Genomic DNA, 12,897 nt, shown 5'->3' with positions numbered 1-12,897 from the left:
GCCCAGCCTCACACAACGCACGGGCCCCCGGGGGCATTACCCGGGGGCCACGTCCGAAGGGGGTGCTTAGCGCTCGACCTCGCCCTTGATGAACTTCTCGACGTTCTCGCGGGCCTCGTCGTCGAAGTACTGGACCGGCGGGGACTTCATGAAGTACGAGGAGGCGGAGAGGATCGGGCCGCCGATGCCGCGGTCCTTGGCGATCTTCGCGGCGCGCACGGCGTCGATGATGACACCGGCGGAGTTCGGGGAGTCCCAGACCTCGAGCTTGTACTCCAGGTTCAGCGGGACGTCGCCGAACGCGCGGCCCTCGAGGCGCACGTAGGCCCACTTGCGGTCGTCCAGCCAGGCCACGTAGTCCGAGGGACCGATGTGGACGTTCTTGGCGCCCAGCTCGCGGTCGGGGATCTGCGAGGTGACGGCCTGCGTCTTGGAGATCTTCTTGGACTCCAGGCGCTCGCGCTCGAGCATGTTCTTGAAGTCCATGTTGCCGCCGACGTTCAGCTGCATCGTGCGGTCCAGGACGACGCCCCGGTCCTCGAAGAGCTTGGCCATCACACGGTGCGTGATGGTGGCGCCGACCTGCGACTTGATGTCGTCGCCGACGATCGGGACGCCCGCCTCGGTGAACTTGTCCGCCCACTCCTTGGTGCCGGCGATGAAGACCGGGAGGGCGTTGACGAAGGCGACCTTGGCGTCGATGGCGCACTGCGCGTAGTACTTGGCGGCGTCCTCGGAGCCGACCGGCAGGTAGCAGACCAGGACGTCGACCTGCTTGTCCTTGAGGACCTGGACGACGTCGACCGGGGCCTCGGCGGACTCCTCGATGGTCTGGCGGTAGTACATGCCCAGGCCGTCGAGGGTGTGGCCGCGCTGGACCGTGACGCCGGTGGCCGGGACGTCGCAGATCTTGATGGTGTTGTTCTCGCTGGCGCCGATGGCGTCGGCGAGGTCGAGGCCGACCTTCTTCGCGTCGACGTCGAAGGCGGCGACGAACTCGACGTCGCGCACGTGGTAGTCGCCGAACTGCACGTGCATCAGACCCGGCACGCGACCGTTCGGGTCGGCGTCCTTGTAGTACTCGACGCCCTGCACCAGCGAGGCGGCGCAGTTGCCCACGCCGACGATGGCTACGCGAACCGAACCCATTCCGGTTGCTCCCTGTTAGTACTCGACGAAGCCCTGCGGGGTGCAGGGCTCACTGGTCCGGACCGGTGCGTTTGTCACGCCCGGCCCGCTCGCTCTCGATCAGCTCGTTCAGCCAGCGGACCTCGCGCTCCACGGACTCCATGCCGTGCCGCTGAAGCTCGAGGGTGTAGTCGTCCAGCCGTTCTCGGGTACGGGCCAGGGAGGCGCGCATCTTCTCCAGACGCTCCTCCAGCCGGCTGCGGCGGCCTTCCAGCACCCGCATCCGGACATCCCGGGAGGTCTGCCCGAAGAACGCGAAGCGGGCGGCGAAGTGCTCGTCCTCCCACGTGTCCGGGCCGGTGTGGGAGAGGAGCTCCTCGAAGTGCTCCTTGCCCTCCGCGGTCAGGCGGTAGACGATCTTCGCCCGCCGCCCGGCCATGGACGCCGCCCGGGCATCCTCCGGAGCGCTCCCCGTCTCCTCGACCAGCCAGCCGTTCGCCACAAGGGACTTCAGGCAGGGGTAGAGGGTGCCGTAGCTGAACGCACGGAACACCCCGAGCGAGGTGTTCAAGCGTTTCCGCAGCTCGTAGCCGTGCATCGGGGACTCGCGGAGCAGGCCGAGGACGGCGAACTCGAGGATGCCGGAGCGTCTGCTCATGTTTCGCCTCCTTGTCCCCCACAGCCTAATCCCCTAGTCCTTATTGGTCCCTTATGCCGAGCTGATGTATCGACTCGATACATCCAGACGATAGAACGGGGGTGTTGAGCGAACAAGAGGGGGCACGGTGAACGAGGTCACATCACCGATTCGTGGGACAGAACCGGCCTGATTTTTGAGTGAACATCCCCAGTGGGCGGGATTTGGCCGTGCGTAGTCTGTGGGCCATGCAGACCACTGGGAACCGGGTGACGCCCGCAGACGTCCTCGACCCGGATGCAGTGTGCCCGGCGGCCTGGGGGAAGGGCGGCGGCGCACATCGGGGGGACCGCAAGCCATCTCGCCGCTGTCAGGCGATAGCGCCTGCCCGAGGAGTAGTCGTTCGATGAGCGAACACCGCCGCAAGCCTCCGCAGCCCCAGGGAGGCGGCCGCGCCGCGGCCCGCCGTGCGGCCCAGCAGCCGACGCCGGGCCGGCGAGCCGCGCCGCCGGGCAACTCCCCTTCGCCGGGCCTCGGCCGGGCCGACGCCCGCCGTGCGGGCCGGCGCGGCGGGGGAGGAGGCGGAGGAGGAGGGCGCAGACGCGCCGCGGAACCGGCACCCTCCGGGGACGGCCGGGGCCGCAGGGGCAATGGGCGCCCGGCGGCCAAGCGGTTCATCGACTATCCCCGCGCGGGCAAGTCCGGTGTGCGTCGCTGGATCCCGTCCTGGAAGCTGATGACGGGACTGTGCCTGACGTTCGTGGGCCTCGTCTTCGGGGCCGTGGGCGTCGCACTGGCCATGGTGCAGGTGCCGAGTGCGCAGAAGGCCTCGGTCGTGCAGAAGAACGTCTACTACTGGGCCGACGGCAAGCAGATGGTCGTCGCCGGCGGCGGCAGTCTCAACCGGCAGATCGTGCCGATCGCACAGATCCCCAAGTCGATGCAGAATGCGGTGATTTCTGCGGAAAACGCCAATTTCTACCAGGACTGGGGCGTCGACCCCATGGGCATCGCCCGGGCCATCGTGAAGATGGCGCAGGGCGGTGAGACCCAGAGCGGCTCGACCATCACGCAGCAGTTCGTGAAGAACACCTACCTGAGCCAGGAACAGACGATCAAGCGCAAGGCCACGGAGCTGCTCATCTCCATAAAGGTCGGCGCGACGCAGCCGAAGCCCGACATCCTCGCCGGGTACCTCAACACCGCCTACTACGGGCGTGGCGCGTACGGCATCCAGGCCGCGGCGCGGGCGTACTTCGACAAGGACTGCAACGACCTGACGCCGAGCGAGGGCGCGTACCTCGCGGCCACGCTGAACGGCCCCAACCTGTACGACCCGTACGGCGGCCAGGGGCCTGCCGCGACGCCGGAGAAGAACCTCAAGCGCGCGACCGACCGGTGGAAGTGGACGCTGGACCGCGAGGTGCAGACGCACCACCTGTCCCAGGCCGAGCACGACCAGTGGGTCGCGAAGGGCTTCCCGCAGCCGCAGAAGCCCAAGCCCGCTACCAACCGGGCCGGTCAGATCGGCTACCTCACCGACCTCGCCGACAACTACATCGTCGCCCACTCCAAGATCAGCAAGGCCGAGCTGGACAAGGGCGGCTACCAGATCTACACGACCTTCGACCGCGACAAGGTCGCCGCCCTGACCAAGTCGGTCGAGGAGGTCCGCAAGGCCAGCATCAAGCCGGACGTGCGGGACGTCGACAAGTACGTGCAGTTCGGCGGCGCCTCGGTGGAGCCCAAGACCGGCAAGATCGTCGCCATCTACGGCGGCGAGAACGCGCTGGAGCACTTCACCAACAACGCCGACTACACCGGCGTCCAGGTCGGTTCGACCTTCAAGCCGTTCGTCCTGGCGGCGGCGATGACGCACGGCAAGCGCAACCCCGGCCTCGGCCCGCAGCAGAGCGACAGCCAGCGCACGCTCGTCTCGCCCGAGAGCATCTACAACGGCAACAACAAGCTGACCCTGCGGAACTACGACGGAACCGTCTGGCACGACAAGGACGGCAGCGAGTGGCAGCAGAAGAACGACGGTGACGAGGACAAGGGGCCCATCAGCCTCCGCACCGCCATGCAGTTCTCGGTGAACACCCCCTACATCCAGCTCGGCATGGACGTCGGGACAGACCTGGTCCAGGACGCGGCGCTCAAGGCGGGCCTGGACAAGGACCAGCTGGCCTCCCTCACGCCCACCTTCTCGCTGGGCACCTCGGCGCCCAGCGCGATCCGTCTGGCCGGCGCCTACGGGACCTTCGCGAACAGCGGCAAGCAGGTCGACCCGTACTCCGTCGAGAAGGTCGAGAAGGACGGCAAGGCGGCCTTCGAGCACGAGGAGAAGAGCGCGCAGGCCTTCGACGCGAACGTGGCCAACAACGTCACCGACGTGCTGAGGACCGTGGTCCAGGCGGGCACCGGCACGGCGGCGCAGCTCGGTGACCGTCCGGTGGCCGGCAAGACCGGTACCACCGACGGCAACCGCTCCGCCTGGTTCGCGGGCTACACCCCGCAGCTGTCCACCGCGATCGGCATGTACCGCGTGGACCCCAACGCCAAGCAGCAGGAGTTCCTGTCCATGCGCGGTGTGGGCGGCCAGCCCACCATCCACGGTGCGTCGTTCCCCGCACAGATCTGGGCCGACTACATGGGAGAGGCGCTCAAGGGCAAGCCCGTCGAGCAGTTCGACGCCCCTCAGCCGCTCGGCGTGAAGGTGTACGGGGACGGCGCCAGCCCCTCCCCCAGCGCCGTCGCGCCCCCGTCGCCCTCGGCGTCGGCGCCGTCCAGCGCGTCGCCGTCCCCGTCGAAGTCCCCGTCCAGCTCCCCGTCGCCGAGCAGGTCCTGCTCCCCGTTCGACCGCAAGTGCAAGGGCGGGACCGGCGGAACCGACGCGGGCGCCTCGGGCGGTCCGGGAGGCATCGGCGGACCGGGCGGCGACACCGGAGGCGAGTCGCCGAGCCCGACGCGGCGCCAGCAGGGCGGTGGCGGCCTCTTCGGCGGCCCGAACGGCTGACCGGCGCCCGACCGGCGCATCCGCCCGGCGGAGCCCGCTTCGCCGACCGCTCTCCCGAGGGCCGTCCCGCCACCGTGCGGGGCGGCCCTCGGAGTTATCCACAGGGCCGAGCAGGGTCGTTGCGGTTACGGCAGGATGGGTTCATGAGCAGCGAGCGCGACGAGCGGCCGGTACGGCCCACGGTGGAGGACGGGACGGCCGCCGCCGCCAGTGAGCTCATCGGCGGGCCGATGGGCCGCCGGGCGCTGCCCGGGGGCTGGTGGACGCCGGTCAGGGTGATCGCGCTCGTGGCGATCGGGATGTTCGCGCTCGGCATGGTGCAGAAACTGCCCTGCTACGACCACGGCTGGTTCTTCGGCGCCACCACGCAGTACACGCACGCGTGTTACTCCGACATCCCGCATCTCTACACCGGCCGCGGCTTCGACGCGGGGCTCCTGCCGTACTTCGACCGGATCCCGCAGTCCCTCTCCGGCGGCATGGACTACCTCGAATACCCGGTCCTGACGGGCCTGTTCATGGAGGTCGCCGCGCTGCTCACGCCGGGCGGCGGCACGGTCCAGTACCGCGAGCAGATGTACTGGATCGTCAACGCCGGGATGCTGCTGGCGTGCACCGCGGTCATCGCGGTGTGTGTGGCCCGCACGCACCGGCGCCGCCCCTGGGACGCCCTGCTGGTCGCCCTCGCGCCCGCCTTCGCGCTCACGGCCACCATCAACTGGGACCTCTTCGCGGTCGCGCTGACCGCCGCCGCGATGCTCATGTGGTCCCGCGGCCGGGGGGTCGCGGCGGGCATCCTGATCGGGCTCGCCGCCGCGGCGAAGCTGTATCCGCTGCTGCTGCTCGGGCCGTTGTTCGTGCTGTGCCTGCGGGCGGGGCGGCTGCGGTCCTTCGCGGGCGCGGCCGCCGGCGCGGCCGGCGCCTGGCTGGTGGTGAACCTGCCGGTCATGATCACCCACGACGCCGGCGGCTTCCACGTCCGCGAGGGGTGGGCGAAGTTCTACACCTTCAGCCAGGAGCGGCCGGTCGACTTCGGATCCGTGTGGCTGTTCATCTCGCAGCGCACGGGCAATCCGCTGGACGACGCCAACACCTATGTGTCGCTGCTGATGGTCCTCGGCTGCCTGGGCCTGGGCGCCCTCGCCCTGTGCGCCCCCAGGCGCCCGCGCTTCGCGCAGCTGGCCTTCCTGGTCGTGGCGCTCTTCATCCTTGTCAACAAGGTCTATTCGCCGCAGTACGTGCTCTGGCTGGTCCCGCTCGCGGCGCTGGCCCGGCCCAAGTGGCGTGATTTCCTGGTCTGGCAGGCGTGCGAGGTCCTGTACTTCCTGGGCATCTGGTTCTACCTGGCCTACACGGGAAGCGGCGACAAGCACCAGGGGCTGCCGCCCGAGGGCTATCAACTGGCCATCGCCGTGCACCTGCTGGGCACGCTCTTCTTCTGCGCCCTGGTCGTCCGGGACATCCTGCTGCCCGAGCGCGACGTCGTACGGCGCGACGGTTCGGACGACCCCTCCGGGGGCGTTCTGGACGGGGCACCGGACATAGTCGTGGCCGGAGCCGCCCGCCGCGCCCGGCAGGCGGCGAACCCGCAGGACCGGGCGGACGGCACGCGCGTCCAGTGGGGCACCGGGAGCCGCAACCCCTAGGCGGCGGCCCCGGTTCCCCGCACCGGGGGGGGGGGGAGCGGATCAGTGATCGACGATGCGGTCGAACTGCGTGGTGGTGTGCCGCAGATGGGCCACCAGCTCGTCCCCGACCTGCGGTGCGGGCGCGTCGGCCGGCACGAAGAGGATGGAGACCTGCATGTGCGGCGGCTCCGCGAACCAGCGCTGCTTGCCCGCCCAGACGTACGGGGCGAGGTTGCGGTTCATGGTGGCCAGGCCCGCGCGGGCCACGCCCTTGGCGCGCGGCATCATGCCGTGCAGCGCCTTCGGGGCCTCCAGGCCGACACCGTGCGAGGTGCCGCCGGCCACGACGACGAGGTAGCCGTCGCCGGCCGCCTTCTGCTGCCGGTAGCCGAAGCGGTCACCCTTGGACACCCGGGTGACGTCCAGGACGGCGCCGCGGTACTGGGTGGCGTCGTGGTCGCCGAGCCACAGCCGGGTGCCGATGCGGGCGCGGAAGCGGGTCTGCGGGTACTGCTGCTGCAGCCGGGCCAGTTCGTCGGCCTTGAGGTGGCTGACGAACATGGTGTGCAGCGGCAGGTGGGCGGCGCGCAGCCGTTCCATCCAGGCGGCCACCTCGTCGACACCGGAGGTGCCGTCGGCGTGATCCAGCGGGAGGTGTATCGCGAAGCCCTCCAGGCGCACGTCCTCGATGGCCGCGTGCAGCTTGGGCAGGTCCTCCTCGCTGATGCCGTGCCGCTTCATGCTGCTCATGACCTCGACGATCACGCGGGCGCCGACCAGGCCGCGCACGCCCTCGACCGAGGAGACGGAGCGGATGACGCGGTCCGGCAGCGGCACCGGCTCCTCGCCGAGCCGGAAGGGCGTGAGCACCAGCAGGTCGCCGCTGAAGAGGTCCTTGATCGTGGCCGCTTCGTAGGTGGTGCCGACGGCGAGGAGGTCGGCGCCCATCCGGGTCGCCTCCTCGCACAGGCGCTCATGCCCGAATCCGTAGCCGTTGCCCTTGCAGACCGGGACGATCCCCGGAAACTGCTGGATCACGGACTGCTGGTGTGCCCGCCAGCGCGCGGTGTCGACATAGAGCGTGAGCGCCATCGCCGGTCCCGGAACCTTTCCCTCGGTGTGGATGAAGCAGTCGGTGCAGCCGGCTCAGCGGCGCGACATGTAGATGTCGAGGGCCTTGTGCAGCAGCTTGTTGAGCGGGAAGTCCCACTCGCCGAGGTACTCGGCAGCCTGGCCGCCCGTGCCGACCTTGAACTGGATGAGACCGAAGAGGTGGTCGCTCTCGTCCAGCGAGTCGCCGATGCCGCGGAGGTCGTAGACCGTGGCGCCCAGCGCGTAGGCGTCCCGCAGCATCCGCCACTGCATGGCGTTGGACGGGCGCACCTCGCGCTTGTGGTTGGCGGAGGCGCCGTACGAGTACCAGACGTGCCCGCCGACGATCAGCATCGTCGCGGCGGCGACGGCCTCGCCCTCGTGCACGGCGAAGTACAGCCGCATGCGGTTGGGGTCCTCGGAGTTGAGGGCCGTCCACATGCGCTGGAAGTAACTCAGCGGGCGCGGGCGGAACTTGTCGCGCTCGGCGGTGATCTCGTACAGGTGCTGCCAGGTGGCCAGGTCCTCGTAGCCGCCCTGGACGACCTCGACGCCGGCCTTCTCGGCCTTCTTGATGTTGCGGCGCCACAGCTGGTTGAAGTTCTTGTGGACGTCCTCCAGCGAGCGGTTCGCCAGCGGCACCTGGAAGACGTAGCGCGGCTGGACGTCGCCGAAGCCGGCGCCGCCGTCCTCGCCCTGCTGCCAGCCCATCCGGCGCAGCTTGTCGGCGACCTCGAAGGCGCGCGGCTCGATGAAGGTCGGCTCGACGTCGCGCAGCCGCTTCACGTCCGGGTCGGCGATACCGCCCTTGATCGCGTTGGCGTCCCAGCGCCGGATGACCACGGGCGGGCCCATCTTCACCGAGAAGGCGCCCTGCTGCTTGAGGTGGGCCAGCATGGGCTGCAGCCAGTCCTCGAGGTTCGGGGCGTACCAGTTGATGACCGGGCCCTCGGGGAGGTAGGCCAGGTAGCGCTTGATCTTGGGCAGCTGGCGGTAGAGCACCAGACCGGCGCCGACGATCTGGCCGGTCTTGTCGAACCAGCCCAGGCTCTCCGAGCGCCACTCGGCCTTCACATCGGCCCACGCCGGCACCTGCATGTGACTCGCCGCGGGCAGGCTCTGGATGTACGCCAGATGCTGCTCTCGGCTGATGGTCCTCAGGGTCAGGCTCATTGCGGGGCGCTCCTCGGCAGGTGTGTCCCCATGGTCGGGGCTCCGGCTCTCGCGCCGAAGCCTACTGCGACGGTGGAGCGACCCGTTTGGCCGTACGGCCCTGCGGCCCCGCCCGCCCCGGCCGGCACCCGGCCGCGGGGCCGGGTGCGGGGGCCGGGGAGAGCCGGACGGGGCGGGCTGCCGCTAGCCGATCAGTCCCCCGAAGGGCCCGCCGTGCGCGATGCCCAGGAAGAGGCCGATGGCCGAGGCGCCCAGCCCGATGATCAGCAGGAAGCGCTCGCCCGTGGTGGCCGAGATGAACTGGCCCCAGGCGCCGCTGAGCACGCCGGCCAGGCCCGTCCATGAACTGAGCAGGTGGAGATTGCTGAACGCGGAGGAGATGAAGGCGACGGCGCCGAGCACGACCGTCACCGCGACGAAGGTGTTCTCGACGGGATGGGACTTCCCGTCGCTGTTGAGAACGGCATTCACCAGCGCGCGGGGACCGCGGGGCTGCCGTACCGCCTGTGTCATGGGCTACCTCCTGAAGGCAGGCGGCGCTGTGTAGCGCCGGTCACACCCGACGGGTCCAGACTGCGGTGCCCGGCGGCCGGATTTCAACCGGACGCCCGAGTGCGGGTACTGTGTACGGTCTGCACCGGTGTCTGCCCGGACCCAGCTTCGGTTCCAGGAGCACTCCTCAGGGGCGACCCAGGAACTTCCGCTGAATGTCAGTGTCGGCCGATACCGTTGCTCACGCATCACGACCCTCCTGCCACGGATCGACCGTGGCCGCTGAGTCCAAAGGAGGTGGGTTCCACATGCGTCACTACGAGGTGATGGTCATCCTCGACCCCGATCTCGAGGAGCGCGCTGTCTCCCCGCTGATCGAGAACTTCCTCTCCGTCGTCCGTGAGGGCAACGGAAAGGTCGAGAAGGTCGACACCTGGGGCCGTCGTCGTCTCGCTTACGAGATCAAGAAGAAGCCCGAGGGCATCTACTCGGTCATCGACCTGCAGGCCACGCCTGAGGTCGTCAAGGAGCTCGACCGCCAGATGAACCTGAACGAGTCGGTCCTCCGGACCAAGGTCCTCCGTCCCGAGACCCACTGAACCCCAGCGGTTCAGAGGTAATCGGGCTGCATCGCAACGAGTAGCAACAAGCAGCCAGCAGCACACCCGCCGAGAGGTTCACCCATGGCAGGCGAGACCGTCATCACGGTCGTCGGCAATCTCGTCGACGACCCCGAGCTGCGCTTCACCCCGTCCGGTGCGGCGGTCGCGAAGTTCCGCGTCGCGTCCACTCCCCGCACCTTCGACCGCCAGACCAACGAGTGGAAGGACGGCGAAAGCCTCTTCCTCACGTGCTCGGTGTGGCGTCAGGCGGCGGAGAACGTCGCCGAGTCGCTTCAGCGCGGCATGCGCGTCATCGTGCAGGGCCGTCTCAAGCAGCGGTCCTACGAGGACCGCGAGGGCGTCAAGCGCACGGTCTACGAGCTCGACGTCGAAGAGGTCGGGCCCAGCCTGAAGAACGCCACGGCGAAGGTCACCAAGACCACCGGTCGCGGTGGCCAGGGTGGTGGCTACGGCGGCGGCAACGGCGGTGGCCAGGGCGGCGGCTGGGGCTCCGGCCCCGGCGGCCAGCAGGGCGGCGGCGGGGCTCCCGCCGACGACCCCTGGGCCACCGGCGCTCCGTCCGGCAACCAGCAGGGCGGCGGCGGAGGCGGCTGGGGCGGCGGCTCCGGCAACTCCGGCGGCGGCTACTCGGACGAGCCGCCCTTCTAGGCCCCTACGGGCCCGGGCCGGCCGCAGGGCCGCCCGAGGGCGTCAGCACAAAACTTCTTGATTCCACAGGAGAGAGACAATGGCGAAGCCGCCTCCGCGCAAGCCGAAGAAGAAGGTCTGCGCGTTCTGCAAGGACAAGACCGCTTACGTGGACTACAAGGACACGAACATGCTGCGGAAGTTCATTTCCGACCGCGGCAAGATCCGTGCCCGCCGCGTGACCGGCAACTGCACTCAGCACCAGCGTGACGTCGCCACGGCCGTGAAGAACAGCCGTGAGATGGCGCTGCTGCCCTACACCTCGTCCGCGCGATAAGGGAAGGGTGACCGAACAATGAAGATCATCCTCACCCACGAGGTCTCCGGCCTCGGTGTCGCCGGCGACGTCGTCGACGTCAAGGACGGCTACGCCCGCAACTACCTGGTCCCGCGCGGTTTCGCGATCCGCTGGACCAAGGGTGGCGAGCAGGACGTCGCTCAGATCCGCCGCGCTCGCAAGATCCGCGAGATCGCCACGATCGAGCAGGCCAACGAGATCAAGGGTCAGCTCGAGGCTGCCAAGGTCAAGCTGGCCGTCCGCGCCGGCGACGCCGGCCGCCTGTTCGGCTCGGTGACCCAGGCCGACATCGCCTCGGCGATCAAGGCCGCCGGTGGCCCGGACGTGGACAAGCGCCGCGTCGAGGTCGCTGCGCCGATCAAGACCCTGGGCGCCCACCAGGTGTCCGTGCGTCTGCACGCCGACGTCGTCGCCAAGCTCGGCGTCGAGGTCATCGCGGCCTGACCGCTGCATAGGCCGTGAAGGGCCGCACTCCGCAAGGGGTGCGGCCCTTCCGCTGTTCCGCGCCCGGTACGGGCACGTCACGCGCCGGACGTGCGCACCGCTCCCGTGACGATCCAGCGCCCGGAGCGGGCCCGCAGCCACAGGGTCACCAGGCGGACCGCCATCATCAGCGTCATCGCCCACCACAGCGCGGTGAGGCCGCCGCCCAGCCCCGGCACCAGGAGGGCGACGGGGGCGAAGACGCCGAGCGTGGCCAGCATCGCCCAGGCCAGGTACGGCCCGTCGCCCGCGCCCATCAGCACCCCGTCCAGGACGAACACCACTCCCGCCACCGGCTGGCTCACGGCGACCACGAGCAGGGCGGGCAGCAGCGCGTCCCGCACGGCCGGGTCCGAGGTGAACAGCGGGACGAACAGCGGCCGTCCGGCCACCACGAGCAGCCCGAGCACCAGGCCCGAGGCGATGCCCCACTGCACCATGCGGCGGCACGCGGCCCGGGCGCCCGCGGGATCGTCCGCGCCGAGGTACCGGCCGATGATCGCCTGCCCGGCTATGGCGATCGCGTCCAGCGCGTAGGCCAGCAGGCTCCACAGGGTCAGCACGACCTGGTGGGCGGCGATGTCCTCGTCGCCGAGCCGGGCGGCGACCGCGGTGGCGATCAGCAGCACGGCCCGCAGCGAGAGCGTACGGACCAGCAGCGGCGCGCCCGCCCGGGCGCAGGCCCGGATGCCCGCGGCGTCGGGTCGCAGCGAGGCACCGTGCCGCCGCGCGCCCCGGACGACGACGGCGAGGTAGACGGCGGCCATGGCGCACTGCGCGATCACGGTGCCCCAGGCGGAGCCGGCGATGCCGAGGCCGGCGCCGTAGACGAGGGCGACGTTGAGGGCGGCGTTGGCCGCGAAGCCGCCGACGGCGACGAGGAGCGGCGTCCGGGTGTCCTGGAGGCCGCGCAGCACCCCCGTGGCGGCGAGGACGGCCAGCATGGCGGGAATGCCCAGGGCGCTGATGCGCAGGTAGGTGACGGCGTAGGGGGCCGCGGTCGGGGACGAGCCGAAGAGCCCGGCCAGCGCGGGCGCCGCGAGCAGCACGGCGGCCGTGACCGCGGCCCCGAGTATCAGGGCCAGCCAGATGCCGTCCATGCCCTGCCGGATGGCGGCGGGCAGGTCCCCCGCGCCGACCCGGCGCGCGACGGCGGCGGTGGTGGCGTAGGCGAGGAAGACGAAGACGCTGACGGCGCTGGTGAGCAGGGCCGCGGCGACGCCGAGCCCGGCGAGCTGGGGGGTGCCGAGGTGGCCGACGATCGCGCTGTCGGCCATCACGAAGAGCGGCTCCGCGACGAGCGCGCCGAAGGCGGGCACGGCGAGGGCGAGGATCTCGCGGTCGTGCCGGCGGAGGCCGCGCCGCCCGAGCTCGGGGGCGGGGGCTGTGGGGCCGTCCAAGCTGTGCCGTCCAATCTTCCACAGGTAAGCAGTCCCTCTACTGTAAGCCCCTTACTTCCGGAGCTCGGGTGTGATCTTCTCTGCGCCGTTTGTCGTGATCTCCGGGTGGCCGCGAAAGTTTTTCTCCCCCACAGCCGGTGGATGGCATCTGTGCAGGTCAGAAGGGTGAGCCGCGGGCGATTGTGTGTTTGTCCACAGCGGTTTCCCCCGCGCCGTGCACAGGATCCGGGGGGTTCTCCA

The 12,897-nt window shown here is 70.1% G+C and carries 12 protein-coding genes; 6 read left to right on the top strand and 6 right to left on the bottom strand.

All coding sequences use genetic code 11. From position 1 onward, the window contains the following. Positions 1-66: 66 nt before the first annotated feature. The gene (locus HG542_RS03735) at positions 67-1,149 is read right to left on the bottom strand and encodes an inositol-3-phosphate synthase (protein ID WP_171078559.1); all 1,083 of its coding nucleotides are present in this window, start codon (positions 1,147-1,149) and stop codon (positions 67-69) included. Between the two features lie 49 nt (positions 1,150-1,198). Further along, on the bottom strand, positions 1,199-1,786 hold the full coding sequence (locus tag HG542_RS03730; RefSeq protein ID WP_171078558.1) for a PadR family transcriptional regulator: 588 nt from the start codon (positions 1,784-1,786) through the stop codon (positions 1,199-1,201). A 385-nt stretch (positions 1,787-2,171) separates the two neighbouring features. Between HG542_RS03730 and HG542_RS03725 the strand changes: the two genes are divergently transcribed. Then, a complete protein-coding gene (locus HG542_RS03725) occupies positions 2,172-4,781 on the top strand; it encodes a transglycosylase domain-containing protein (protein ID WP_171078557.1) in 2,610 nt (869 codons plus the stop codon). Between the two features lie 143 nt (positions 4,782-4,924). Next, positions 4,925-6,427: a glycosyltransferase family 87 protein gene (locus tag HG542_RS03720; protein WP_171078556.1), complete on the top strand. Its 1,503-nt coding sequence runs from the start codon at positions 4,925-4,927 to the stop codon at positions 6,425-6,427. Positions 6,428-6,469: 42 nt separating this feature from the next. Here HG542_RS03720 and HG542_RS03715 read toward each other — a convergent pair whose 3' ends face one another. From HG542_RS03715 to HG542_RS03705, 3 genes are all read right to left on the bottom strand, one after another. Then, entirely contained in the window at positions 6,470-7,501 is a 1,032-nt protein-coding gene (locus tag HG542_RS03715; RefSeq protein WP_171078555.1) for an alanine racemase, read from the bottom strand. Positions 7,502-7,555: 54 nt separating this feature from the next. Beyond that, complete coding sequence (locus HG542_RS03710; RefSeq protein ID WP_171078554.1) at positions 7,556-8,674, bottom strand: lipid II:glycine glycyltransferase FemX; 1,119 nt, start codon at positions 8,672-8,674, stop codon at positions 7,556-7,558. 183 nt (positions 8,675-8,857) lie between these two features. Continuing rightward, positions 8,858-9,187, bottom strand: a complete 330-nt coding sequence (locus HG542_RS03705; RefSeq protein WP_171078553.1) for a hypothetical protein — start codon at positions 9,185-9,187, stop codon at positions 8,858-8,860. Between the two features lie 287 nt (positions 9,188-9,474). Between HG542_RS03705 and rpsF the strand changes: the two genes are divergently transcribed. From rpsF to rplI, 4 genes are all read left to right on the top strand, one after another. Beyond that, positions 9,475-9,765, top strand: a complete 291-nt coding sequence (gene rpsF / locus HG542_RS03700) for a 30S ribosomal protein S6 (RefSeq protein WP_049719052.1) — start codon at positions 9,475-9,477, stop codon at positions 9,763-9,765. An 84-nt stretch (positions 9,766-9,849) separates the two neighbouring features. Further along, entirely contained in the window at positions 9,850-10,437 is a 588-nt protein-coding gene (locus HG542_RS03695) for a single-stranded DNA-binding protein (RefSeq protein WP_171078552.1), read from the top strand. A 79-nt stretch (positions 10,438-10,516) separates the two neighbouring features. Continuing rightward, a complete protein-coding gene (gene rpsR / locus HG542_RS03690) occupies positions 10,517-10,753 on the top strand; it encodes a 30S ribosomal protein S18 (protein WP_004950692.1) in 237 nt (78 codons plus the stop codon). 18 nt (positions 10,754-10,771) lie between these two features. Then, positions 10,772-11,218: a 50S ribosomal protein L9 gene (gene rplI, locus HG542_RS03685; RefSeq protein ID WP_171078551.1), complete on the top strand. Its 447-nt coding sequence runs from the start codon at positions 10,772-10,774 to the stop codon at positions 11,216-11,218. A 77-nt stretch (positions 11,219-11,295) separates the two neighbouring features. Here the strand turns inward: rplI and HG542_RS03680 are convergent, their stop codons facing one another. Further along, on the bottom strand, positions 11,296-12,657 hold the full coding sequence (locus tag HG542_RS03680) for an MATE family efflux transporter (protein WP_171078550.1): 1,362 nt from the start codon (positions 12,655-12,657) through the stop codon (positions 11,296-11,298). Positions 12,658-12,897: the final 240 nt, after the last annotated feature.

Source organism: Streptomyces morookaense, from assembly GCF_013030945.1.
GTDB lineage: Bacteria > Actinomycetota > Actinomycetes > Streptomycetales > Streptomycetaceae > Streptomyces > Streptomyces morookaensis.
Note: the sequence above shows the minus strand (reverse complement) of the source record. Positions and strands in the feature narration are given on the sequence as shown.